This window comes from Streptomyces sp. CBMA123, assembly GCF_014596465.1.
In the GTDB taxonomy this organism is placed as follows: Bacteria; Actinomycetota; Actinomycetes; order Streptomycetales; family Streptomycetaceae; genus Kitasatospora.
This window is the reverse complement of the sequence record NZ_MECK01000434.1, coordinates 21,513-45,956: the sequence shown is the minus strand read 5'-3', so window position 1 is coordinate 45,956 and position 24,444 is coordinate 21,513. Positions and strand designations below refer to the sequence as shown.

Genomic DNA, 24,444 nt, shown 5'->3' with positions numbered 1-24,444 from the left:
GTTGAGACGCCCGGCACGGACGGTGCGGCGGGCTGGGCTGCGACGCCGTCCTGGCCGCCGGACGTCGGCTGGTCACCGCCGCCCGGGGAGGCCCGGGTGATCAGGGCCGGGATGCCGGGACGGGTGACCAGGGCGCGCCCGCGGTCGCCGCCGGCGTTCGTGTCCTCGCCGAAGCGGAACTTCGTCGGCGTGCTCGGCGCGCCGGCGTCGATGCCCTCCTTGCTGATCCGGCCGGTCGGGTCGATGCCGGAGGAGGCACCGCCACCGCCCATGCCCGGGACCTGGGCCGGGCCCTGCGGCGCCGGGACGCCGGTGCTCATCTGCATGGCCAGCGAACCGGCGGTCTTCGCCGCGCCGGCCGCGACCGCCATGCCGGCCATGCCGGTGCGGTGCGTGTCGTCGTGGCCGCTGCCGTCCGTCGCCCAGTGGACGAACTTGTAGACGGCGTACGGGCACAACAGCACCATGACCATGATCACGACTCCGGCCATGGCGTCGGACAGGGCGGCCATGCCGTCCTTGGCGTCGGTCTTGCCGAGCGCGGAGACGCCGACGAGGAAGACCACGGTCATCAGCAGCTTGGAGACGATCAGGGTGGCGGTGGCCTCGATCCAGCCGCGCCGCCACCGCTGGGCGACCTCCCAGCCGCCGCCGGCCCCGGCGAACGCGGCGAGCGCCACCAGGATCAGCACGCCGACCTTGCGGGCGACCATCACACACCAGTAGAGGAACGCCCCGATCGCGCTGCCGACCGCGACCAGGGAGGGGATCGCCCAGCCGAGCGGGAACATGGCGCCGAACTGGGACACCTTGATCATGCGCCTGACCGCGTCGGCGACGCTGGTGTGCGCGGCTTGGAACAGCCCGGCCGACAAAGCGTCGACCACGGTCACCGCCACCGCCGTGAAGCTGATCGCGCCGAACGCGAACAGCACGCCGGTCATCGTGCCCCAGCCGGCCTTGGCCAGCGCCCGCTCGTCCCGCCGCCAGGCGGCCAGGACCAACTGCGCGCAGAACGTGCCCACGGTCAGGATCAGCCCGATTGGCAGGATCAGCTGGTAGTTGTCCCTGAACCACGGCGCCGACAGATCGATGGCCGTGGTCTCGTCGACCGCCTTCGCGCACAGGTCGACGGCGCTGGCCGCAAGCTCCCCCATGCTCTTGGCGATCCACGCGCCGATGCCATCGGTGATCGACTTGCCCGGGTCACTGACGAAGTTGATGCCGTCGACGACGTCGCAGACCTGGGCGACCATCGGGAGGTTGCAGATATCCACGAAGACCTCCCGGCTCAGGGCGCCACGGCCGGCAGCACACCGGCCAGGGCACACGGGCGGTCAGGACGGCACTGCACGGCCAGGGTGGCCGAACGGTCCTCGGCACCACCGGCCGGGGAGCCGTTCCAGGAGAGCGACTGCTTCCCGGAGACGGTCACCGCGTAGACGTACGCCTGCGTGATCGCCCCCGGATCGGCCTGCAGCGCCTTGGTGAACCGGTCCGGGAAGTGCGCCTCGTCCGCGGTCGCGGTGGCGAACTGCCCGGAGTCGGCCATCCGCCCCCACAGCACCGGCGAGGGCACCAGGCGATCGACCGAGTCGGCGTCGACGTACTGCCCCTCGCTGGTCAGCCACCGGTGGAGGGATGCCACCAGCTCCGGCTGCGAGGACGAGCGGGTGTCGTAGGACCACAGTGCCACCGCCGCCGCCTTCGCGAACGCGATCGGATCGTGCGTCGAGGGCGGACCCGCCAGCGCCTTCGGATGCCCGCCCGGCGTCGCCGAGGCCACCGGGCCGGAGGCCGCGGGCGAACTCGCAGCCGTGGAAGCCGGGTTGGCGGCATCGCGGCCGTCCCGGGTGAGGTAGGCGAGAAGGCCGGCGCAGGTAATGAGCAGCATCAGGACGATCGAGCCCAGCAGCGCCCGGCGGCGCACCACCGGGCCGCCGAAGTCGCCAGAACGGGCAGGGGGGTTGAGGGAACGTTTCTGCGTCACTTGATCTGGCCGCCGAGTCCGGAGAAGAAGCTGACGACGCCGTTTGCGGCGCCCAGCAGCAGGGCGGCGCCCGCGCTGACGAGGACGCCCTTCTTGCCGTTGGCCTCGGCCTGGTGGCCGCCGGAGTGGTGGCCCCAGGCCCACACCCCGGCGCTGACCGCGAGGGCTCCGACGACCGCGACGATCCCGAACAGATTCAGGCTGCCCATCACCTGCTTGAGGACCGAGAGGCCGGGCAGACCGCCCTCGGCGGGGGCGATGCCGGGGTCGTAGGCGAGCTGTACGACTGCGTCCGCGAGATACAAGGGAAGCTCCAGAGCAATTCAGGGCGCGCGAAGGCAGCCCGAAGAAAGGGGAGAAGAGGGGGAGGCGGGAGCGCGGGGGTCAGGCGACCCGGCGGACGGCGAGGATCTCCGGCCGCCACGAGGCCAGGGTCGAGATCTTGACCACGTCGCCGGTCTTCGGCGCGTGCACGATCAGCCCGCTGCCGATGAACATCCCGACGTGCTCCGGCACGGCGGCGGTGCCGCGCGTGAACAGCAGGTCGCCCGGCTTGAGCGCGTCCGCCGAGGCGGTACTGCCCTGCTTGACCTGCTCGTACGTGGTCCGCTCCAGCGAGACGCCGGCTGAGCGGTAGGCCATCTGCATCAGCGAGGAGCAGTCACACCTGCCCATCGGGTCCGCACCGTGCGAGTTCGCGCAGGTGCCGCCCCACTGGTAGGCGGTGCCGAGCTGGCCGAGCGCCCACCGGATCGCGGTCTGCACTGGCTGCGGTGCGTCGGCCGGGATCGTGTACCCGTTGGGCAACGAGCCCGCGGGGATCGTGCCGAAGTCGCTGCCGTCGCCGCCCGCCGTGGGCGTCCCGCAGCCGCCACCCGCGGTCGGGCTGGCGCTCGCGCTGGCCGTTGGCGTCGGTGCCGGTGTCGGCGCGGGCGAGGCACCGGCGGTGGGGGCGAGCAGCGGGGCGAGGGCCTTCTGGAGCGCCTCCGCCAAGGGCTGCCACTTGGCGTATGCGTCAGGGAATCCGGAGCGCTGTACCGCCTGGGCGGCCTGGGTGACGGTCATCGACTCCCAGCCGTTCACCTTCTGCAGCGCCTCGTAGAACTTCGTCGAGGCGTACACCGGCTGCATGATCTGCTCCGGCGTGCCCCAGCCCTGGCTCGGCCGCTGCTGGAACAGGCCCAGCGAGTCCCGGTCACCGCCGTTGACGTTGCGAAGTTCGCTCTCCTGCAGCGCCGTTGCCAGGGCGACGACCTGCCCGCGCACCGGGATGTGCATCGCGACGCCGGTGGCCTGGATCGTCTTCGCGTTGGGGATCTGCTCGGACGGCTTGCTCAGCCCGGCCACGGCCGGCGCCGACAGTGGACTGGAGCCCTTGAGGATCGCCTCGACCTGCGCCGCCACCGCCGAGGAATCCACACCCTGTGGATTCCCGCCGGGAGGGCAGGAACTGGACGCGGCGGCCGAGGCGTTGCCCGCGCCGACGATCGCCACGGGCAGGGCCAGCACCAGCGGACCGCAGGCGACGACGCCGACGAGCGCGCCGACCGTCTTCTTCACGACGGTCCCCGGTCACCGGGCAGTGGCCGACTGGCTGGGGTAAATGGATGAGGGCACAGGTGTGCCAGGGCATGCTGCATCGCAGCGACTCCTCGGGGATGCGTAGGAGAACGCGGTGCCGGCCTCTCGTGCGAAGAAGTCGCCGGCACCGCGCCGGTGGTGAAACCGCCCCCGTTCAGGGCGGGCCCGGCTCACGGGAGTTGGTAGCTCCAGGACGCCGGTCTCGGGTCACGCGCGGCAGCCAGCCGCGCTCGTAATCTCAGCCGGAACACGACGGCGCTCCTCGGGGCTCAGGGGAAAGGGATGCCGCCCGCACGTGGTCACGCCTGCACTGGGCAGCACGGACCAACACACGCCGGGTCAGGGCCGTTTGGCCTGCTGCCCGATCGGCATGGCGAGACAGTAGACGCGAAAGTCGGCCGCACCAAACGACCTGCGGCCGACCCCGAACCCTCGTCGCGCTCATTAGGTACGGCCGCCGATCGCGGCTACCTTCCCCGGCATCCCCGCTCCCGGCGGCTGCCGCTGGGCGCCGCCCGGAGCGGGTCCAAGCACCATGCGAAAGGAAGACCCGTGAGCTACCAGCTCCACCGAGGCGACGCCCTCACCGTGATGAAGACCCTCCCGGACGAATCCGTCGACGCCGTCATCACCGACCCGCCGTACAGCAGCGACGGGCCCACCAGCCGCGACGCCCCCGGTAAGTCGGCTACCAGCAGCGGCGTCCACGACCCCAAGACCTTCCCCGGGGAGAAGCGCGACCACCTCGTCTGGCTCACCGAACTACTCACTGAGGCATACCGGGCAAGCACCGAGCACTCGGTCGCGATGATCTTCTCCGACTGGCGTCAAAAGCCCGACATCAGCGAAGCGCTCAGGATGGCGGGTTGGACCTGGCAAGGCACCATCCCCTGGATCAAGGCTGCCAGCCAGCCCCGCAAGGGCGGCTTCGAGCAGTCCGCCGACTTCATCACCTGGGGGGTCAAGGGCACCCTCGACACGCGCCGCGACCTTTACCTGCCCGGCCACTTCACAGCCACGCACCCGGGCAAGGACCAGGACCACACCACTCAGGAGCCGCTGGAGGTCATGCAGCAGCTCGTCCAGATCTGCCCCGCGGGCGGTACGGTCCTCGATCCCTTCACCGGCACTGGCTCCACCGGCGTCGCTGCCCTGCGCGAAGGCCGGCGCTTCCTCGGCATCGAACTCAACCCGCACTACGCCGACATCGCCGAACAGCGACTGCGCGCCGAACTCACCCAGCACGACTTCGTCCTCGCCGGACCGGAGGCGTGACCGCGAGAGCCCTCATCGGGCCGATCGGCCGAAGACGCTAAAGGGCGGCTGGAGCGTAAGGCTCCAGCCGCCCTTGGCGTTCCTCGGTCCTCGACTTCTCTCCGTCTGCCAGCCGCCTATCACCCGATGGCGGCCATACCAAATCCCCGAATCTCCAGATCCTGGGCTCGCCCGAAAACGGGCCCGCACCGCTTGCTGAGGCGGCGTGAAACGAGGCGCCGTAACGTCGGCGGCCAGTGAGATCGGATCAGTGAGCTGATGACTAAGGAAGAGTGGCTCGCGCGCGAGTTGGAGAAGGCGCCGGATCTGACTGCCGATGACATCGAATGGGTGCGTCGGCGGTTCCGACTCGAAGGGCCCGGCGACGCACCAGTTCAGCAGTGATCACTTCCAGATGATCTCGATGAGTTCTGGTCGGAATTCATGGTTTCCGCCCTTCCCCTGCTTCTTGATCACGACGGCTTCGATAAAGCGCTGAATCACTGAGCGCTGCATGGACATGGTGTAGCTTCCCCATTCTCGCAGTATTCGCTCGGCAGCTGATCCGCCCGTCTGAGGGCCCATGGCATTCATGGTGGAGACGGTCGCTGACAGTTCATCCCGCAGGGTCTCCAGTCGGGTGATTTCTCGAACGAACTCGCTTAGCGAGAATTCGCCGGACTCTCGAAGCTGGCGAGCTTCGACCATATCGGTCTTGACCTGTTCCAGTTTCTTCCGAGCCTTGACTAGTTCTGGGTCGTCCTTTGTGTCCTTAGGCGTAGACCCCTTAGCAGCTTGCTGGAGCCGAGCCAGGAGAGCCGAATCCACCAGATCCTCGACCGGCGGCCCAACTCGGGCGACCTTTCCGCATCCGCCATCGGCCTTTTTGCAGTGGTAGAAGTATCCCCACTTCTCGAAGCTCTGGGTGCCAGCCGTGTACTGGCCAGAGGTCACCCCGTGTCCGCAGTCGCCGCACCGCCCTGTGCCCGTCAACTTCCGGACCGTCACGGTGGAGCCCTTCTTACGTCCCCGTCCCTTGGGCTTCCGCGATTTAGGACATCCACAACGGCCCTGACCTGGTCAGGCGAGCAGACCTTGTCCCAGTCGCCTACGACTGGACTTCCATCGGTGCGCTCAAGGATGTGGTCCCACGGGTCAATCCGGCCTTGCTTCTCGCGCACGGCCACCGGTATGTAAGCGCGGTATCCGCATAGCCGGGGGTTTGTGAGGATGTATCGCACGCTTGTGTACGAGAGGGATTTGCCTTCCGGAGTCTGCGGCCCCTGGATAGCCTTTTCTGCCCACTCGTTGTGCACTTCGGCTACAAGTTTTCCATTGAGGATGTCGAGTTGGGCCCTATTTATGAGCTCCGCTTCCCAATCCTCCAGAGTTCCATCCTGCTTCCAGCCGAAGGCGCGCTGGCCTTGGTGGGTCTTTCCCGAGGTGGCGTGAGACTTCTTCTGGCGCGCGACACGCCGGGCAGCATCGGCGGAGAACTTGTTTGCGATCATGACGTAGAGGCGAGCGTTGAATCGCCCGTCCTCTGTGGCCAGGTCGTAGTCGCCGGCAGTCGTCGCGAAGACCATGGGCCGCCGCGCTGTCTCGTAGATGTCGATGATGTGCTCAAGCTCACGCGGCTGGCGCGTGATCCTGTCGATGTTGTACGCCGCGATCCCGGAGATGGCCCCGACCTCTAGGTCGTGAATCAAATCCTGATAGTCGGGTCGAAAGACTCGGCGCTTGAACGCGCTCAGGTCGTTGTCGACGTACATCCGACCCAGAGTCAAACCTCGACCTTTGAGCAGCACATGGACGTCATCCTGCTGCCGGACGACTCCTTCCTTGCCGTCTCGGCCGTCGCCCAGTTCTCCAACATCGCTGATACGGGCGTACCCGCCAACCACTATGCCCATGGTCACTCTTTCGGTTGCGCTGGAGTCAGGGTACGCGAACTATGTTTTATTCGTTCGGGGTGAGACCCGCACCTACTCCTTCGAGGCGCTCACCAAGGCGATCCGCCTGATCAACCAGGGCTCCCGGTTCATCTGCACCAACCCGGACGAGACCGGCCCCTCCCCCGAGGGCGTGCTGCCGGCCACCGGCTCGGTCGCGGCGCTGATCACCAAGGCCACCGGCGTCGAGCCGTACTTCGTCGGCAAGCCCAACCCGCTGATGATGCGCGAGGCGCTGAACACCGCCGGCGCCCACTCCGAGACCGCCGTGATGATCGGCGACCGGATGGACACCGACATCGTCGCGGGCATGGAGGCCGGCATGGAGACCATCCTGGTCCTCACCGGCCTGACCTCCGCCGCCGACGTGGAGCGCTTCCCGTACCGGCCGACCCGGGTGGTCAAGTCCATCGCGGACCTGGTCGAGCTGGTCTAGCCTCTGCCGTGCAGTCGCGAGCCCCGTCCCGGCCGAGCGCCGGGGCGGGGCTCGTTCCGTACGCGTGGGGAGGGCCGGGCCGATGAGCACGACGGGGGAAGCGGCGAGTGGGGCCGCGGGGGAGGCGGAGAAGCGGGTCACCTGGGCGGAGCTCTACTTCGACCTGGTCTTCGTCTTCGCGATCACCCAGGTCTCCGGGCTGCTGCACCACCAGCACGACCTCACCGGCCTGTTCCGGGCGCTGGTGGTGTTCGTGCCGGTGTACTGGTGCTGGGTCGGCACCACCGTGCAGGCCAACATCCGCGACGTCGACAACCTGCGCGACCGCCTGGGCATCCTGCTGGTCGGGCTGACCGGCCTGTTCATGGCGCTCGCCATCCCGGCCGCGTACGGCAGCCGGGGCGTGCTGCTCGGCGCCGCCTACTGGTCGGCCCGGGTGGTGCTGCTGCTCCTGCTGGCGCGCGTCCCGGGCGTCTGGCGCGGACCGTACGGCGCGGGCGTCCTGGTCAGCGGGCCGCTGCTGCTGGTCGGCGGACTGCTGCCGGACGGACCGCGGCTGGCGCTCTGGGCGGCGGCCGCACTCTGCGACCTGTCCGCGCCACTGGTGTTCCGGCGGCGGCTCGCGAACGTGGCGTACCACCCCTCGCACATGCCGGAGCGGTTCGCGCTGTTCCTGCTGGTCGCGATCGGCGAGTCGATCGTCGGGATCGGCGGACCGGCCGCCGCGGCCCGGCTGGACGTGCCCGAACTCATCGCCGTGGCCGCCGCGTTCACCATCTCGGCCGGGCTGTGGTGGCAGTACTTCGTCTACGCGGCGGACGCCATGCGGCACGCCGTGGAGGTCGCCGACTCGCGGCGGGACGTGGTCCGGCGGATCTTCCAGTACGGGCACCTGGCGCTGGCCGCCGGGGTGATCGGGGTGGCGGTCGGCTTCGAGGAGACGGTCGCCGACCCGTGGCGGACGCTCGGCGCCGGATCGGTCGCGCTGCTGTACGGCGGGTGCGGGCTGTACCTGCTGACCTTCGGGTACACCCGCTGGATGATGTTCCGCCGGGTGTCGACGACCCGGATCGTGGCGGCGGTGGTCGTGCTGGGGCTGGTGCCCGCGATGGTGCGGCTGCCGGCGCTGGTGGTGCTGGTGACCCTGGCGCTGCTGCTGGTGGTGCTCAACGGGGTGGAGCAGTTGCGGGTGGCGCGGGCCGCTGCGGGAGCGTCGGGGGCCGGGGCCGCTCCCGTGGAGTGAGTTGTCGGTGGGGCTGTGTAGCGTTCGGGGTGTAAGAGGGCGGGCGGCGCAGCAGCCGCGGTGTGGGAGGTAGATGTCGTGACGGACACGGTCGAGGCGGGCGTGGTCGAGGCCGGCGCGGGCGGCGGGCTGGAGCTGCCCGAGTCCTGGCGCGCGGTGCTCGGCGCCGAGGTGGAGAAGCCGTACTTCGCGGAGCTGGCGGCCTTCGTGGCGGCCCAGCGCGCGGAGCACGAGGTGTTCCCGCCGAGCGGCCAGGAGTTCGCCGCGCTGGAGGCCACCCCGTACGAGAAGGTCCGGGTGCTCGTCCTCGGTCAGGACCCGTACCACGACAACGGCCAGGCCCACGGCATGAGCTTCTCGGTGCTGCCCGGGACGAAGACGCCGCCCTCGCTGCGCAACATCTTCAAGGAGATGGACGCCGACCTCGGCATCCCCGCCCCGGACAACGGCTATCTGATGCACTGGGCCGAGCAGGGCGTGCTGCTGCTCAACGCGGTGCTCACGGTCCGCGCGCACGAGGCCAACTCGCACAAGGCCAAGGGCTGGGAGAAGTTCACCGACGCGGTGATCAAGGCGGTGAGCGAGCGCGAGGAGCCGGTGGTCTTCGTGCTGTGGGGCAACTACGCGAAGAAGAAGTTGCCGCTGATCGACACCGAGAAGCACGTGGTGGTCCAGGGCGCGCACCCGTCGCCGCTGTCCGCCAAGCTGTTCTTCGGCAGCCGCCCGTTCTCGCAGATCAACGCGGCGCTGGACGGCTTCGGTGGCGAGCCGATCGACTGGCGGGTGCCGAACCTGAAGCAGGACTGACGCGGAGCAGGACTGACGCGGAGTAGGACTGACGCGGAGTAGGACTGACGAGCCGAGCCGGGCCGGTGCGGAGCCGGGTTCGGCGTGGTGGCCGTGGGCGGCGGGGGTTCGATGTCCCGTTCGCCCACGGCCACTTGCCGTTCACCACGGTCGACCGTCCGGTGGGGCCTGGTGTGCTTAGCTGGAGCCGACCGGTCGCCGGACCGGTCCGACGGGGGCGGGAGCCGGCTCGGAGGGGCGGTACGTGCGCGGGGTGGGACGGGCGGGAACGATGCGGTGGGCCGCGCTGATCGCGGGCCTGACGATGCTTGCGGTCTCCGGCTGCAGCGGTGCGGGCGGCGGTGGGGCGAGCGTCGCCCAAGGCGGCCCCGACGCTCCCGGAGCCTCCGCCGCGAGTCCGCCGGGTGGCGCCGCCGGCCTCAACCAGCCTGCCGGGCAGGCCTTCTACGTCTCCGACCAGACCAACGCGGCCCAGCAGGTCACCGCGCTGCGCGGCCAGGGCCGCTCGGCCGAGGCCGACACCCTGCTGCGGATCGCCGCCCAGCCCTCCTCCCAGTGGCTCGGCGAACAGGGCGCCCGGGAGATCGCCGACCAGGTGAGCCGGCGGGCCACCGAGGCCGGCCGGACGGCCGTCTTCGTCGCCTACGACATCCCGCACCGGGACTGCGGCCAGTACTCGGCCGGCGGCGCCCCCGACGCCGCCTCCTACCGCTCCTGGATCACCGGCATCGCCCAGGCCCTCGGCGACCGCAAGGCCTGGGTGGTGCTGGAGCCGGACGCCGTCGCCCACACCCTGGACACCTGCGGGATCAAGGGCGACCTCGCCGCCGAGCGGTACGGCCTGCTGGCCTTCGCCGTCCAGGAGTTGAAGAAGCACCCCAACGTCCGGGTCTACCTGGACGCGGGCAACCCCGGCTGGGCCCAGGACCCGGAGGAGATGGCCGCCGCGCTGCGCAAGTCGGGCATCGCCACGGCGGACGGCTTCGCGGTGAACGTCGCCAACTTCTACCCGACCGACCGGAACGTGGACTACGGCAACCGGCTCTCCGCCGCCCTGGGCGGCAAGCACTTCGTCATCGACACCAGCCGCAGCGGCAACGGCTCGGCGGGTGCCGAGTCCTGGTGCAACCCGCCCGGCCGGGCGCTCGGCGAGGCGCCGACCGACGCGACCGGGCGGCCCGGGGTCGACGCCTACCTGTGGATCAAGAACCCGGGCGAGTCGGATGGCGAGTGCGGCCGGGGCGAGCCCCGGGCGGGCCAGTTCTGGCTGCCGTACGCGCTCGGGCTGGCGCAGGCGGCACGCTGACCTGCCGTCCTGCCGTCCTGCCGTCCTGCCGTCCGGCTGGCCTGGTGTCCGGCCGGCCGGTGACCCGCAGTGCCCGGGTTTTCAGCCGGTGACCTGGACCCAGCGGGCGGCCGACGGGGTGCCGGCGGCGTCCGTCAGGAACAGCATGTACCAGCCGGGCGGCAGCAGGTTCGGGTTGCCCGGGAGGGTGAGCGAGACCCCGTCGGCGGTGCGGCCGGTGATGTCCAGGGCGACCGAGCGCTGCTCCACGTCGGTCGCGTGGGTCACCGAACTGGGCCGGATCAGCTTGGCGGTGGTCACCGCGTCCGGCCGGGCGGTGCCGACCTTGACCGTCCCGCCGAGCTTCGCCGCCGAAGGCGCCGCGGTCACCTCCGGGCGGTCACCGTGGTACAGGTACGGCGGGGTGTAGATCTCGATGCGCTGCTCGAAGCCGCCGGGCTGGGTCTCGGCCTTGTCGGCGAACAGCGGGTTGGAACCCAGCACGGCGACCCGGCCGTCCGGCAGCAGCAGCGCCTCGGAGTGGTAGTCACGGCCGACGGTGGGCTCGGCGGCGGTGCTGAAGCTGTTGGAACCCGGGTGGTACACCTGCGCCTTGAGCAGGTCGCTGTCACCCCGGCCGCGGTATCCGCTGGAGCCGCCGGTGGTGAACACGGTGTCGTCCGGGAGGATCACGCTGTTGAGGTAGCGGGTGCGGCCGGCGGGCAGGTCCGGGCCCGGGGTGAAGGCGGGCTTGGCGGCGGACAGGTCGACGATGTCGGTGCGGGCCGTGGACAGCGGGGACTCGCCCACCCCGCCGCCGCCCAGCACCATGACCTTCTGCGCCTGCGCGGGCGGCAGCAGCACCGAGGAGGAGGTCTCGGTCAGGCTGGGGTCGCGCAGGCCGGGCACGGGCTGGAAGCCGTCGTTCGAGAGGTCCCAGACGCCGGGCTCGCGGCCCTTGTCGGCGGGGCCGTAGCCCGCGTTGGAACCGGAGTAGAAGAGCTTGCCGCTCGCGGTCAGGAAGATCGACGGGTAGGTCGGGAAGTAGCGGTCGGGGGCCTTGGCCCAGGTCTTGGACTTCGGGTCGTAGACCTCGTTGTCGTTGCCGTCGAGGATCTGCCCGGTGTCGTCCAGGCCGGAGACGGTGACCACCCGGCCGTCGCCCAGCCCCGTCAGGGTCGGGTACCAGCGGGCGTGCGCCATGTCGGTGACCTGCTCGTACAGCTCGGTGTCCGGGTTGAACTCGAAGGCGGAGCGGATGCCCTGGTAGTCCTGCTTGTCCAGCGTCAGCTTCTCGCTCTGCCCGTACAGGTTGTGCGCCTCGACGCCGGTCAGGCCCTTGATCCGGTACTGGGTGGGGGAGCCGGTCACGTAGTCCGGGCCGGTGCCGAGCGCCTCCACGAACACGTGCTGCTCGCCGGCGGTGACCACGGTCTGCTTCCCGGAGCCGCTCTTGGTCGCGGCGGGCACGGTCACCTCGACGGTGCTGGCGTACTCGCGGCCGTTGGGGGCGAGGAACACGGTGCCCTTGGGGAAGGTGTGGTCGCGCTCCGGGCTCTCGTTGCGCACCCGCATCACGCCGGCCGCCTTCTTCACCGCGCCGTCCAGCTTCTCGTACCGCAGGGTGCCGCCGGCCACCAGCACCCGACCGTCCGGGAGGGAGGCGTGGCCGCCGCAGAACATGTCGACGGGGGTGGGTATCAGCTTGTAGGTGTTCTTCGCCGGGTCCCAGAGCAGGCTCTTGAAGGTGCCCGCGTTGAACTGCTTCTCGTCGTTGCCGGAACCGGCCACGATGAGCACCTTGCCGGTGCGCAGCAGGGTGGCGTGGACGGCGTTGACCCGGAACTCGGCGGGCAGCGTCAGGGTCTGCCAGTGGCCGTACTGCGCCTTGTACTCGGGGCGGTTGATCACGTACTGGTGGTACTGGCTGCTGGCGAAGCCGAGGACGGCGGGGGCGTTCATCCCGGCGACGGTCAGCGCGACGGTGCTGCCGAGGGCGAAGCGCTTGGTGCGGCCGGTCTTGTGGATCTTCACGGTGGTGATCCCCTCGGGAGGCGGGCGGGCTGGCTCAGTGGGTGGGCGTGCCGCTCCCGGCTCGGCCGGGCGGCTGCAGGCCGGGCGCGTGGTCGTCGGGTGCGCGGCCGCCGGGCATGCGGAGGTCGCGCGTGCGGTCGTCGAGGGTGGCCAGGCGGAGTTGCAGCGTCGGGCCGTCGAGCCCGTCCGGGCCCGGCCGCGACCCCTGCACCGGGACCCTGGCCGCCGGAGGCGCGGCGGCGGTACGGGCGTGGCGCGGGCGGCGCTTCTCCAGGACGACGCTCGGGGTGGCGGACGGCCCGCCGGTCACGGTGAGGGTGGCGGTGGGCGGGGTGCGTCGCCGGCGGACGGCGTCGCCGGCCGAGATCAGCAGCGGCAGCACGGTCAGCACCAGGGCGATGCAGGCCCAGGTGCGCATCGCGACGTGGTCGTAGCCGGTGTGGAAGGACGCGGCCACGGCACCGCCGAACACCACGGTCCAGAACAGGTGGTAGCGGAAGGTGCCGGGCCCGTCGGCGCTGGCCGCACTGCCCTTGGGCGTCACCACGAAGCGGTTCCGGCGACGCACCAGCGCCTGGAGCAGCGAGGCCGCGTACACCGGGCCGCAGAGCGCCGACATCACCATGCCCGCGATCCCGGAGGAGCCGGCCGGCTCGTGCGGACTCACGTTGTGCTTGCGGTTCCAGGTGTAGAGCAGGAGCTGGAGCGCGGCGGCGTCGCTGTAGAGCATCATCCAGAGCTCCGAGGAGACGTGCACGCCGGAGGCGCCGAAGCCCAGGTAGAGCACGCTGGAGACCCCGCCGAGCAGCCAGGTGAGCGCCGCCATCGGGTAGAAGCCCACCATCAGCGTGTAGTTGAGCGCCCGGCCGGGCGACAGCCGCCAGAGCACCCGCCAGTACTGGGTGAGCAGGGTCTCGTAGGTGCCGCGGCTCCAGCGCAGTTGCTGGGAGAAGAAGTCGGTCCAGGAGGACGGGCCCTCGCCCACCGCGAGCACGTCCGGGGTGTACACGGACTTCCAGTGTTCTCCGGACTCCGGGTTGCGGCTCCGGTGGAACTCCAGGCCGGTCGCCATGTCCTCCGTGATGGAGTCGTACAACCCGCCGATCGACTGGAGCGCGCGGATTCTGACGGCGTTGTTGGTCCCGACGAACATCGGTGCGCCGTAACGGTTTCCGGCGCGCTGGATGAGTGCGTGGAAGAGGTACTGCTGGCTCTCGGAGAATTTGGTGACGGCCGATCCCGAGCTGCGGTAGTTCCCGTACACCTGGGGGCCGACCACGAATGCCACGTCCGGGTCGCGGAAGTAGCCGAGCATGCGCTCGCAGAAGTCGGGCAGCGGTACGTGGTCGGTGTCGACGGACACCCAGAAGTCGTAGTCGTCGCCATGGGCCTGGAGCCAGGCGTTGTAGTTGCCGTGCTTGGTCCGGGTGCGGAACCGCCCCTTCGGCCGGTTCCAGTGCGGGCGGCCGGCCCGGCTGAAGTGCCGGACGCCCAGTTCGGCGCACAGGGCCTGCATTGCAGGATCGTTTCCCTCGTCCAATAGCCAGACGTCGTACGGACCTTCGTGCCGCACGGCACGGGCCGCCGTCAGCGTGGCCCGCACCATCTCCGGCGGCTCCTTGCCCGGCACACAGGTGGTGAGGAACGCGACCCGGGTGCCGGACTCCGGCGTCACCGGTATCGGATCGCGGGCCACCAGCGTGGCGTGGGTGTTGGAGACGACGTTGACCAGCCGGAACACCTCGACCACGGCGATGATCCCGATCATCACCTTGTCGCCGAGCAGCACCAGGGTGTCGGTCTCGTCGGGACGCTCCGGCCAGTGCTCCGGCAGCAGCAGCCAGACCAGCAGGATCGTCTCCACCAGCGGGGCGGCCAGCAACAGCAGCGCGGCCCGGATCCGGTGCGGCTCGTGGCGCAACAGACTGCGGTACTGGACCCGGTAGGGGGTGGCCGGCTCCGCCCCGGCGGACTCCCGGACGCCGGCGCCGCCCGGCTCCGGCCGGTAGACACCGCCGCCGAGCTCCCGGTCCTCGTCCGGATCGACCGCCGGGCCCGCCAGGCGGCTGAAGTGACCGTAGTCGTACGGCGCTTCGGGCACCGATACGGTGCGTAACGAGGCCTCGTCCAACGGCCCGGCGCCTCGTCGGCGGCCCTGGCGACCGGCTCGGTCGCGCTCGTCCTTTCGTCGCGAGGACGGCATGGTCATGGCGTGCTCCCCCCGGAGTATTGCGACGTGCTGTGCTTGGCGTTGCCCGCCAGCCCCGGAGCCGCCCGGGTGGAACGCGGCCCGGCGAACTGCGGTGCGCCCCACGGTTTCCGGGCTGTCCGATCCGCGCCCCGGCCCGCGCGCCGATGTGCGCTCCGACGTCGGGAATCCGGCGCAAGGAGCCCGACACCTGGAGTGTGTGCGACCGGTTCGACAGTGGGTCGGCGCGGCGGCTCCGAATGCGGGACCCCGATGCACTCCCCGGCTACCCCACTGGGCGTGAAGCGGGCGTGAACCGGGTGTGACAGGATCCCTGGCTTGCTCAACTCTCCTGGAGCGTAACGCCGATCGCAACCGCTCCACCAGACGATCGCCGCACAGGCGTGAAGAAACCACGGTTCCTGGCCACGGTGGCTTGCCGCGGTGCTAATGCAGCGGAATTCGGCACGGTGACGATTGGACGGTGCCACGGGGGCAAAGCGAACGGCCGGACTGCCGGGGGGAGTTGTCTGCCCGGAAGCGGTCCGGCCGGGTGTGGCTTTGTGGCTTTGCGGGGTTTGTGGCTTTGCGGGTTTGCGCCTTTCGGTGGCCGGTGGCGGGAAGCGTGAGCTCCGGGACGATCTGCCGGCCGGAGCGGTCTACCTGCTGCTCACCGACGGGGCCACCCCGCAGGCCGCCGGTTCGGACGCCACGCTCGCGCTGCTGGTCACAGTGGTCCTCGGCGGCTCCGGCAGTCGTTGGGGGCCGCCGCTCGGCGGCGTGCTCTACGCCTGGGCCGGCCACCGCCTCGGGGACCTCGCCGACTCGAGCGCCGTCGCGGACCTGCCCGCGGTGCTGTGCGTCCCGCTCTCCCAGCCCCCTCCTGCTGGGCCCCCTGTTCGTCGTCGTGGTCTACCTGCTTCCCGGCGGCCTGGCTAGACTGCCCGCCCGCATCCGCGCCGTTCGACCCGCCCACCCCACCGGAGGTACCCCGCGTGAGCCAGTCGCCCCTGAAGCCCGAGGAGTTGACCGTCCCCGTACCCGGCGGGGACCTGGCCGTCCTGCGCTGGCCCGCCGACCGGCCGGATGCCCCGACGGTCGTGGCGGTGCACGGCATCACCGCCAACGGCCTCGCCTGGTACGAGGTCGCCCGCCGCCTCGCCGGGCGGGTCACCCTGCTCGCGCCCGATCTCCGGGGCCGCGGCGCCAGCCGCTCGGTCGCCGGACCGTACGGGCTGGCCCGGCACGCCGACGACGTCGCCGCGCTGATCGCCGCCCTCGACGCGGGGCCCGTCACGGTCGTCGGCCACTCGATGGGGGCCTGGGTCACCGCGCTGACCGCCGTCCGGCACCCCCGACTCGTCCGCCGGGTCCTGCTGGTGGACGGTGCGCTGAGCTTCCCGCTGCCGGCGGGCGTCCGCGAGGAGGACGCCCTGGCCGCGGTGCTCGGCCCCGCGCTGGCCCGGCTGTCGATGACCTTCCCGGACCGCTCCGCCTACCGCGAGTTCTGGCAGCGCCACCCGGCGTTCGGCGACGACTGGTCCGACGGGATCGACGCCTACACCCAGCGCGACCTCGTCGGCGTCGAGCCCGAACTGCGCTCCTCCTGCGTGCTGGAGGCCGTCCAGACCGACGGCGCCCAGATCCTGCTGGACCAGGAGGCGGCCGGGGCCGTGCACCGACTGCCCTGCCCGGCCGAACTGCTGTGGGCGGAGCGCGGCTTGCTCGACGAGCCGCAGGGCCTCTACGACCACCAGCGGATCGGGCTGTCCGGACTGGACCGGGCGCGGGTACCGGCCTCGCCCGTGCCGGACACCAACCACTACTCGATCCTCTGGGGCGAGGCGGGGGCGGAACTCATCGTCCGCAGGCTGCTCGGGGACGTCCCGGCCGCCGAGTAGCGGCCCCGAGCCGGAACGACCTCGGCCGGCGGGGTGCGAACACCCCGCCGGCCGTACCGGTCCTGCCCGGCCTCGCCGCCACGGTCCGGGCGGGTCAGCCCGCCGCGCCGAGGAATCCCTCCCAGCCGCCCGCCGGCGCCTGGCCGACGTTGAGCGTGCGCAGCTTGCGCAGGGTCGACTGGTCCTGCACCTCCAGCCATTCGACCAGCTGCTTGAACGAGACCAGCCGGACGTCGGGCTTGCCCGCGATGGCCTTGAGGGCCTCCTCGACGGCGTCCATGTAGATGCCGCCGTTCCACTGCTCGAAGTGGTTGCCGATGAAGAACGGCGCGCGGTTGCTGTTGTAGGCGCGCTCGAAGCCGGCCAGGTAGGAGTTGGTGGCCTGGGTCCGCCAGTCGTTGTACTTGGACGGGTCGCCCTTGGTGCTGCCGCCGGACTGGTTGGCCAGGATGTTGTAGTCCATCGACAGCACCTGGAAGGTGTGCCCGGGAAAGGGGATGGACTGCAGCGGGAAGTCCCAGATCTTGCCGTCCTGCACCTTCTGCGGCCATATCTGCAGACCGCCGGAGGAGCTCGCGTCGTACTTCCAGCCCAGCTTGGCGATGGTCGGCAGCAGCGCCTTCTGGCCCTCCAGGCACGGGGTGCGGCCGCCGATGAGCTCCTTCCTGTAGTCGAAGGGCAGCGGGTCGACGTCGGTGAAGCCGGTGTTGGTCCGCCACTGGGTGACGAAGGAGATCGCCTGGTCGATCTCGCTCTGCCAGTCCTCCGGGGTCCACATGTTGACCCCGTTCTTGTCCGGACGGCTGGAGCAGAAGTGCCCGTTGAAGTGGGTGCCGATCTCGTGCCCGGCCAGCCAGGCCTGGCTGATGAGCTTGAGGGTGCTCTTGACCGCGCCGTCCGACAGGTACGGGATGTCCGAGGCGCCGACCGCGTGCTTCGGCGGTTGGTACATCTGGGACTTGCCCTTGGGCAGGGCGTAGATGCCGGACAGGAAGAAGGTCATCGTGGCCTTGTACTGCTCCGCCAGCTTGAGGAAGCGGGGGAACTGGCCGTCGTCGGTGCCGCCCGCGCCGTCCCAGGAGAACACCACGAACTGCGGCGGGCGCTCGCCGGGCTTGAGCTTCTCGGGCTTGGGCTGGTTCGGCTGCGGGCCGGTGTCCGCGTTGGAGCCGTCGCCGATCGGGGAGCCCTTGGGCACCACGGCCTGGGTCGGGTCGGTGGTGCCGGTCTGGCCGGAGCTCCCGTTGCCGCCGGAGGAAGGTGAGGTGGAGTTCTGCCCCGAACCGGATCCGCCGCTGGAACAGGCCGAGACCGCGCCGAGGGCTGCGGTCGCCGCGGTTGCGCTGAGCACCGTCCTGCGCGAGATGCTGGTCATGGTCTCCCCTGGGTGCCGATGACCGGTGGTGAGGGGCGGCTCTGGGCCGCACCGGTCAAATCGGGCAATTGATGAATATTCCGCCGTTAGCATGCCATGTCGCCCCAGTGGCTTCCAAGGTCGCCCGGCTCCGACGACAGTCAACACGCGGGGAACGCCCGGTCGGGCTGCAGGAATTCGCCGTCTGTTGCGGTCCTGTGACGCTTCGCGCCGCGCACCGTCAGGGGAGTACGGTACCGCCGCTCTGCCCGTTTGGTCAGAGTTCGTCAGCGCTCGGCCCAGGGCATCGCCCGGAAGGGAAAATTGTGCTCCTGATGGAGCCCCGTGGCCGGATCGGGCCGGCCGGTCCGGGACCGGTCAGACCATGGCCAGCCGCCGGTTGCGGCGCACTATTCGCGCGATCGCGGTGCTGACGGCGGTGGCCGCCGCGCAGGAGACGGCGAGACTCAGCCAGGCCGTGTTGAACCAGTGGCTGTTCAGCCAGCCCAGCGTCACGATGTAGGCGGCCCAGAGCAGCGCCGCCAGCGCCGACCAGTGCAGGAAGCGGTGCGGATGGGCGGGGGAGTGGCCGATGGCCAGGTCCAGGACGGTCCGCCCGGCGGGGACGAACCGTGCGACCACGACCATCGCGGCCGCCCCGCCGTGCGGGCGCTCGATCAGTGACTGCTGGACCCTGGTGACGCTGGCCGCCAGTTTCGGGCGTCGGGCCAGTCTGCGCTGCAGACCCGGGGCGCCGCGCCGTGCGAGGTGGAGCAGCAGCAGGTCGCCCAGGAAGGAGGCCACCGCCACGCCCAGGCCGAGCAGTATCGGAGCACCGTTGATCTGAGCCGTCTTGAGCACGGCCAGGATGACCAGCGTGCCGCTCGGGATGAAGGGGAGCAGTGCGTCGCCGAGTACGGCGAAGAGCGCGAGGGCGCAGATCCACGAGGATCCGATCGCCGCCAAGAAGTTCAAGGCCCTACTCCCTCCACGCCGCCCTGGTGGAGCAGGTGGCTCGGAGGTCAACGCTAACGCCTCGACTTTTCATCTCATGAAGCACCCCGGGGCACCGGGGTCACGGCAGGTGATCACGGCCCCCCGATCCGGTGGCGCCGCGCGGCCCACTCACGACTGGGCGGGGCTCCGGAGCCGGCGGCGACAGGTCGGGGAGTGCGGGTGGGGGCGGGGGCCGGAAACGGAACGAGCCCCCGGGGCGGGGTGCCGCGCCGAGGGCTCGCAGGGGTCGTCCGGCGCTGGTCCAGCCCGGCGACCTTGCTGATGGAACGCGGATCCGCTCGGTGACCCAGCTCCTGATCGCCAGCCTGCCCGATGCCGGCGGCCGATCGCGAGCGCCGTGGCTGGCGACTTCCGACCCTGGCGTGAAGTCGCCATCCGTGTCGGCTTGATGGCCCTGAGTCATCCGAACGGTCGGTCGGCCGGCCGGCGCGAATCGGCCGCAACGCACGGAAACTCACTCGAATCTCATCCGGGCGGTACTCGAACCGCGCCCGGAACTCGCCCGGAACTCGCCTGGAACTCACCTGGAACTCGCCGGGATCTCACCCGGATCGAGCGCCCGAAGCGGGAACAGCGGGCCCGCGGCGGTGGTTGACCCCCGTCGGTAGCAGCGACCGCCGAGCCCTCTGTGGCCCGCGCGGCCGTCCAGGACGGCCGGCTCGGAGGAGAGCCGGACCACGACAGCCAGGAGGGCGGACGGCATGACCACCGAGGACCAGCAGGAGCGCGGAACCGGACCGGGGGCCGGCGAGGCGATCCGGGGTACCGCCCGCGGCACGGCCCCCGCTCCGCTCTCGATCCTGGACCTGGCCACCGTCGGCGTCGGCTACACGCCCAGCGAGGCCCTGACCGCCACCACCGAGCTGGCCCGCCGGGCCGAGCAGTGGGGGTACCACCGCTTCTGGGTCGCCGAGCACCACGGCATGCCCGGAGTGGCCAGCTCCACCCCGGCGGTCCTGCTCGCCCACCTCGGGGCCCACACCACGACGCTGCGGCTCGGCTCCGGCGGCGTCATGCTCCCCAACCACGCCCCGCTGGCCATCGCCGAACAGTTCGGCCTGCTGGAGGCCCTGCACCCCGGCCGGATCGACCTCGGGCTCGGCCGCGCCCCCGGCACCGACCCCGCCACCGCCCGGGCACTGCGACGCGGCGTCAGCGACGGCGCGGACGACTTCCCGCTGCAACTCTCCGAGCTGACCCACTTCCTGGACGGCGACTTCCCCGCCGGCCACCCGTACGAGCGGCTGACCGCCGTGCCCAAGGGCAAGGGCCGCCCGCCGGTGTGGCTGCTCGGTTCCTCCGGCTTCAGCGCCCAGCTGGCCGGCCGCCTCGGCCTGCCGTTCGCCTTCGCCCACCACTTCAGCAGCGCCAACACCATCCCGGCCCTGGACCTGTACCGGGCGTCCTTCCGCCCCTCCGCCGTACTCGACGAGCCGTACGCGCTGATCGGCGTGAGCGCCGTCGCCGCCGACGACGAGAGCGCCGCCCGCCGGCTCGCCCGTTCCGCCGCCCTCGGCATGCTCCGGCTGCGGCGCGGCAACCCCGGCCCGATCCCCACCCCGGAGGAGGCCGAGGAGTACCCGTACAGCCCGGTCGAGGCGGACTTCATCGACAGCTGGCTCGACAACGTGGTGCTGGGCGCCCCGGGCCAGGTCGCGGACGGCCTGGAGTCCCTGCGCAAGCGGACCGGGGTGGACGAGCTGATGGTCACCTCGCACATCCACGGCCACGAGGCCCGGCTCCGTTCCTACGGCCTGATCGCCGAGGCGTACGGCCTGACGGCGACGGCCTGACAGCGACGGCCGGCGGCTGACGGCCACGGCCTGACGGCGACCCGCCGAGCGCCGGCCGCCGCGGCCCCCACCCCCCGCCCCGCCCGCCTAACGGCCGGTCGGGGCGGGGCGGCCCTCCCGGAGTATCGACGCGACCAGCTCGGCCTCGCCCGGCCGGGCGAAGTACCAGCCCTGGGCGGTGTCGCAGCCGGTGAGCCGGAGCCGCTCGGCCTGGGCGGCGCTCTCGATGCCCTCGGCGGTGACGGTCAAGCCGAGGGTGTGGGCCAGCTGCACCATCGCGCCGACGATCTGCTCGTCCGCGTCACTGCGGCGGGAGCGGAGGTCCGGGAGGGCCGACCGGTCAGGCCGGTCGGACCGGTCCGTAGCCGCCGTAGTCGCCGCCTCCGTGCTCGCGGCCGCGACCGGCGCCGGGTCCCGGAAGCCCTCGATGAACGTCCCGTCGAGCTTCAGGACGTGCACCGGTAGCCGGGAGAGGTAGGCCAGGTTGGAGTAGCCGGTGCCGAAGTCGTCGATCGCGATCCGCACGCCCATGTCGGCGAGGGCCTGGAGGGCCTGCAGCGGTCGGCCGCCGGGGCCGAGCAGAGCGCTCTCGGTGATCTCCAGCTGGAGCAGCCGGGCGGGCAGGCCGGTGCGTTCGAGGGCCCGGGCGACGTCGGCGACCACGTCGGAGTCCCAGATCTGGCGGGCCGCCAGGTTGACGCTCACGAAGGTCTCGGTGTCCGGGAACTCGGTGAGCCACTGCCGGGCCTGCCGGCAGGACTCCTCCAGCACCCACTTGCCGAGCGGCACGATGGCGCCGGACTCCTCGGCGAGCGGGATGAAGCGGTCGGGGGAGAGCGTCCCGTAGCGGGGGTGGCGCCAGCGGACCAGCGCCTCGGCGCCGTGCACCCGCCCGTCGGCCAGGCCGATCAGCGGCTGGTACTCGATGGTGAACTCGCCGCGTTCCAGGGCCGGGCGCAGCGCGGTGGCGAGGCGCTGGCGGGTGAGCTGGTGGGCGCCGCGGTCCGGGTCGTAGAGGGTCCAGCGGGCGCGGCCGTCGGCCTTGGACCAGTAGAGCGTGGCGTCGGCGTCCTTGACCAGGTCGGTCGGGGTGGTCTCGTGCACCGGCCGTTCGACGACGCCGACGCTGGCGGTGATCACCAGCCGGTGTCCGGCGACGTCGAAGGGACGTTCCAGCACCTCCAGGATCCGGCCGGCCAGCGCGGTCAGCTGCTCGCTGTCGGTGCTGTCGCTGACCAGGACGGCGAACTCGTCGCCGCCCATCCGGGCCACCAGGTGGGCGTCCGGTCCGGAGAGTCCGTTCCGCAGCCGGGCGGCGACGGCGATCAGCAGCTGGTCGCCGATGTGGTGACCGAGGGCCTCGTTGATCGCGGCGAAGCCGTCCAGGTCCAGGTAGCAGACGCCCACCCGCCGGCCGTCCGCCGCCGCCGAGGCCGTTGCCGTGCGTGGCTCCCCGCCGGCCGGCAGGCAGGCGGCGTCGAGTCGTTCGAAGAAGGACGTCCGGTTGGGCAGCCGGGTCAGCGGGTCGTGCAGGGCCTGGTACTCCAGGCGGTCGCCGAGCCGGCGCTGCTCGGTGATGTCCTCGACCAGGGCGAGGGTGTAGAGCGGCTGTCCGGCGGCGTCCCGGATCAGCGAGACGGTCACCTTGCTCCAGACCGTGTGGCCCTCGCGGTGCCGGAGCTGCTTCTCCACCCGGAACCTTTCCCGCTCACCGTGGACGAGCCCGGCGAAGAGCCGGTGCGGCATGCCCTCCGGGTCGATGATCTCGTGCAGGTGGGTGCGGGCCAGTTCGCCGACGCCGCGGCCGATCAGGGCGGCGAAGGCGGGGTTGACCTCGATGATCCGGTCCTCGGGGTCGATCAGGGCCATGCCGATGACGGCGTCGCAGAAGGCGGCCCGGAACCGGGACTCGCTCGCCCGGAGGGCCGCCAGCAGCCGGTCGGTGCCGGTGCCCGGCACGTCGGTGCCGCCACCGGGGGCGTCACCGGTGCCGGAGTGCGGGACGTCCGCCAGCGGGGCCGAGCAGGTGGGGCAGAGCAGCATCCCCGGGTCCTCCAGGGTGCCGTAGACCGTGGCGGTGGCTGCGGCACCGGCACCGGTAGGGGAAGCGGTACCGGTGGGGGAAGCCGCCGGTGCGACGAGGAGCGCCGGATCGAGGACCGGTGCTGCGAGGTGGCGGTGGTGTGACGATTCCTCGTGTCGCACGCCTGGGTGGTGTGCGTCGGCCCCCTCGTTCTGGCCCGGCACGGCATGCTCCCGTCCGCTGCTGACGCTTGACGATGGTCCGCCTGGCCGATCGGGATTCCGGTGGCCGGCTCCGCACTCTGTCGGGGTCTCGGGGCCGGTCCGCTGCGGGGCGTCCGCCGTGGGGCGCTGTCGCGCGGGGACCCGGGTGGAGAACAGGGCGCTTCGGCCGATCATAGGCCGGGACGGCAACGCGCGGTGACCGCCGGCAGGGTGATTCGCCCCGTTTGGGATCATGCATGGCGGAACGTTCGGACGCCCCCGGTCCACCTCATGTGAGGTGCGGCGGGGGCGCGTGCGCCGAAGCCGCGCCCCCGGGCGCTGGTTGCGCGCCGGGGGCGGGGCCGGGGTGCGCCCCGGTCAGGCCAGCTTGGCCGTGAGGGTGATGGTGGTGCCGGTCAGGGCCTGGCTGACCGGGCAGTTGGCCTTGGCGTCCTCGGCGGCGCTCACGAAGCCGGCCTCGTCCAGCCCGGGCACGTCACCGGTGACGGTCAGGTGGATGCCGGTGATGCCGGTGCCGGGCTGGAAGGTGACATCGGCCTGGGTGTCCAGCTTGGCGGGCGGATTGCCGGCCTTGGTCAGGCCGTTCGAGAGGGCCATCGAGAAGCAGGCGGAGTGGGCGGCCGCGATGAGTTCCTCGGGGCTGGTCTTGCCATTGGGCTCCTCGGCACGGGCCGGCCAGGAGACCGGGTAGTCGCCGATCCCGGAGGAGGCGAAGGTCACCTGCCCTTTGCCGTGCAGGAGATCGCCCTCCCAGGCGGTGCGGGCGGTGCGAGTCGTTGCCACGATCGGTTCCTCCAGTGCTGAGGGACTGCTGAGTCGTCACTTCCGGTCATGCGTGCACCACCCTACGGGCAGCCCGGCCGCGGAGCCGGACGGCGGACGGTCCGTCGGCTGTCCGGATGCCGGACGGTTCCGCCGAACGGTGCCGGTCCGGCGTGGCGGCCCTGTTAGATTTGCCCGGGCCCGAGCCCGGCCGCCGTACGGCCGGGCGCCCACCCCAGACACCGGGAGCCGCCCCGATGACGGACCAGCCCACGACCCCCCACGCCGGCGCGCCCGAGGGGATCGACGACGCGGTACGGGCGGAGCTGACCAGCCTGCGCGAGAGCATCGACAACATCGACGCCGCCGTGGTCCACATGCTGGCCGAGCGCTTCAAGGCGACCCAGCGGGTCGGTCGGCTCAAGGCCGAGCACAAGCTGCCGCCGGCCGACCCGGCCAGGGAGCGGGACCAGATCAAGCGGCTGAGGGAACTGGCCGCCGGGGCCAAGCTCGACCCGGTCTTCGCGGAGAAGTTCCTGAACTTCATCATCGCCGAGGTCATCCGCCACCACGAGGCCATCGCCCGCGCCTGAGCGCACC

The 24,444-nt window shown here is 71.4% G+C and carries 20 protein-coding genes and 2 pseudogenes; 10 read left to right on the top strand and 12 right to left on the bottom strand.

Annotation, left to right across the window (positions count from 1 at the left end; all coding sequences use genetic code 11):
• The 4 genes from BG452_RS32935 to BG452_RS32920 all read right to left on the bottom strand — a co-directional run.
• Positions 1–1,277 (bottom strand): ATP-binding protein (locus BG452_RS32935; protein ID WP_317621343.1); only part of this gene is annotated, 1,277 nt, incomplete at its 3' end.
• Positions 1,278–1,291: 14 nt separating this feature from the next.
• On the bottom strand, positions 1,292–1,894 hold the full coding sequence (locus tag BG452_RS32930; RefSeq protein ID WP_223243082.1) for a hypothetical protein: 603 nt from the start codon (positions 1,892–1,894) through the stop codon (positions 1,292–1,294).
• Between the two features lie 92 nt (positions 1,895–1,986).
• The gene (locus tag BG452_RS32925; RefSeq protein ID WP_188308008.1) at positions 1,987–2,295 is read right to left on the bottom strand and encodes a DUF6112 family protein; all 309 of its coding nucleotides are present in this window, start codon (positions 2,293–2,295) and stop codon (positions 1,987–1,989) included.
• Positions 2,296–2,374: 79 nt separating this feature from the next.
• Positions 2,375–3,550 (bottom strand): C40 family peptidase, encoded by a 1,176-nt coding sequence (locus BG452_RS32920; RefSeq protein ID WP_188308007.1) that lies wholly within the window; start codon positions 3,548–3,550, stop codon positions 2,375–2,377.
• A gap of 573 nt (positions 3,551–4,123) precedes the next feature.
• On the opposite strand from BG452_RS32920, the gene BG452_RS32915 reads away from it, so the two are divergent.
• Positions 4,124–4,846: a DNA-methyltransferase gene (locus tag BG452_RS32915; RefSeq protein WP_188308006.1), complete on the top strand. Its 723-nt coding sequence runs from the start codon at positions 4,124–4,126 to the stop codon at positions 4,844–4,846.
• Positions 4,847–5,104: 258 nt separating this feature from the next.
• Positions 5,105–5,230 carry a hypothetical protein gene (locus BG452_RS47325; RefSeq protein WP_262986080.1) on the top strand — a complete coding sequence of 42 codons (126 nt, stop codon included), beginning with the start codon at positions 5,105–5,107 and terminating at the stop codon, positions 5,228–5,230.
• Here BG452_RS47325 and BG452_RS46235 read toward each other — a convergent pair whose 3' ends face one another.
• Both BG452_RS46235 and BG452_RS46230 read right to left on the bottom strand, forming a co-directional pair.
• On the bottom strand, positions 5,231–5,779 hold the full coding sequence (locus BG452_RS46235) for a hypothetical protein (protein WP_223243073.1): 549 nt from the start codon (positions 5,777–5,779) through the stop codon (positions 5,231–5,233).
• Positions 5,780–5,829: 50 nt separating this feature from the next.
• On the bottom strand, positions 5,830–6,738 hold the full coding sequence (locus BG452_RS46230) for a recombinase family protein (protein ID WP_223243072.1): 909 nt from the start codon (positions 6,736–6,738) through the stop codon (positions 5,830–5,832).
• 52 nt (positions 6,739–6,790) lie between these two features.
• Here BG452_RS46230 and BG452_RS32905 point away from each other — a divergent pair.
• The 4 genes and pseudogenes from BG452_RS32905 to BG452_RS32890 all read left to right on the top strand — a co-directional run.
• Positions 6,791–7,213 (top strand): annotated as a pseudogene (locus tag BG452_RS32905) (HAD hydrolase-like protein); the annotation flags it as partial.
• Between the two features lie 82 nt (positions 7,214–7,295).
• Entirely contained in the window at positions 7,296–8,456 is a 1,161-nt protein-coding gene (locus BG452_RS32900) for a low temperature requirement protein A (protein WP_188308005.1), read from the top strand.
• A gap of 78 nt (positions 8,457–8,534) precedes the next feature.
• Positions 8,535–9,263 carry a uracil-DNA glycosylase gene (locus BG452_RS32895; RefSeq protein WP_317621342.1) on the top strand — a complete coding sequence of 243 codons (729 nt, stop codon included), beginning with the start codon at positions 8,535–8,537 and terminating at the stop codon, positions 9,261–9,263.
• Between the two features lie 271 nt (positions 9,264–9,534).
• Positions 9,535–10,569: a glycoside hydrolase family 6 protein gene (locus BG452_RS32890; protein WP_188308004.1), complete on the top strand. Its 1,035-nt coding sequence runs from the start codon at positions 9,535–9,537 to the stop codon at positions 10,567–10,569.
• 81 nt (positions 10,570–10,650) lie between these two features.
• Here BG452_RS32890 and BG452_RS32885 read toward each other — a convergent pair whose 3' ends face one another.
• Together BG452_RS32885 and BG452_RS32880 are read right to left on the bottom strand one after the other, a co-directional pair.
• On the bottom strand, positions 10,651–12,582 hold the full coding sequence (locus BG452_RS32885) for a galactose oxidase-like domain-containing protein (RefSeq protein WP_411293059.1): 1,932 nt from the start codon (positions 12,580–12,582) through the stop codon (positions 10,651–10,653).
• A gap of 34 nt (positions 12,583–12,616) precedes the next feature.
• Positions 12,617–14,791, bottom strand: a complete 2,175-nt coding sequence (locus BG452_RS32880; protein WP_411293058.1) for a glycosyltransferase family 2 protein — start codon at positions 14,789–14,791, stop codon at positions 12,617–12,619.
• A 630-nt stretch (positions 14,792–15,421) separates the two neighbouring features.
• Here BG452_RS32880 and BG452_RS32875 point away from each other — a divergent pair.
• Both BG452_RS32875 and BG452_RS32870 read left to right on the top strand, forming a co-directional pair.
• Positions 15,422–15,737: pseudogene (locus tag BG452_RS32875) on the top strand (branched-chain amino acid ABC transporter permease); the annotation flags it as partial.
• A gap of 28 nt (positions 15,738–15,765) precedes the next feature.
• A complete protein-coding gene (locus BG452_RS32870) occupies positions 15,766–16,671 on the top strand; it encodes an alpha/beta fold hydrolase (RefSeq protein ID WP_188308003.1) in 906 nt (301 codons plus the stop codon).
• Between the two features lie 94 nt (positions 16,672–16,765).
• On the opposite strand, the gene BG452_RS32865 is transcribed toward BG452_RS32870, so the two are convergent.
• Both BG452_RS32865 and BG452_RS32860 read right to left on the bottom strand, forming a co-directional pair.
• Entirely contained in the window at positions 16,766–18,046 is a 1,281-nt protein-coding gene (locus tag BG452_RS32865) for a hypothetical protein (protein WP_188308002.1), read from the bottom strand.
• 357 nt (positions 18,047–18,403) lie between these two features.
• Positions 18,404–19,000, bottom strand: a complete 597-nt coding sequence (locus tag BG452_RS32860; RefSeq protein ID WP_188308001.1) for a DedA family protein — start codon at positions 18,998–19,000, stop codon at positions 18,404–18,406.
• A 743-nt stretch (positions 19,001–19,743) separates the two neighbouring features.
• Between BG452_RS32860 and BG452_RS32855 the strand changes: the two genes are divergently transcribed.
• On the top strand, positions 19,744–20,835 hold the full coding sequence (locus BG452_RS32855) for an LLM class flavin-dependent oxidoreductase (RefSeq protein ID WP_188308000.1): 1,092 nt from the start codon (positions 19,744–19,746) through the stop codon (positions 20,833–20,835).
• An 87-nt stretch (positions 20,836–20,922) separates the two neighbouring features.
• Here BG452_RS32855 and BG452_RS32850 read toward each other — a convergent pair whose 3' ends face one another.
• Together BG452_RS32850 and BG452_RS32845 are read right to left on the bottom strand one after the other, a co-directional pair.
• Positions 20,923–22,878, bottom strand: a complete 1,956-nt coding sequence (locus BG452_RS32850; RefSeq protein WP_188307999.1) for a putative bifunctional diguanylate cyclase/phosphodiesterase — start codon at positions 22,876–22,878, stop codon at positions 20,923–20,925.
• Positions 22,879–23,439: 561 nt separating this feature from the next.
• Positions 23,440–23,865, bottom strand: a complete 426-nt coding sequence (locus BG452_RS32845) for an OsmC family protein (protein WP_188307998.1) — start codon at positions 23,863–23,865, stop codon at positions 23,440–23,442.
• 236 nt (positions 23,866–24,101) lie between these two features.
• On the opposite strand from BG452_RS32845, the gene BG452_RS32840 reads away from it, so the two are divergent.
• The gene (locus BG452_RS32840; protein WP_188307997.1) at positions 24,102–24,437 is read left to right on the top strand and encodes a chorismate mutase; all 336 of its coding nucleotides are present in this window, start codon (positions 24,102–24,104) and stop codon (positions 24,435–24,437) included.
• The last annotated feature ends 7 nt before the right edge of the window (positions 24,438–24,444 follow it).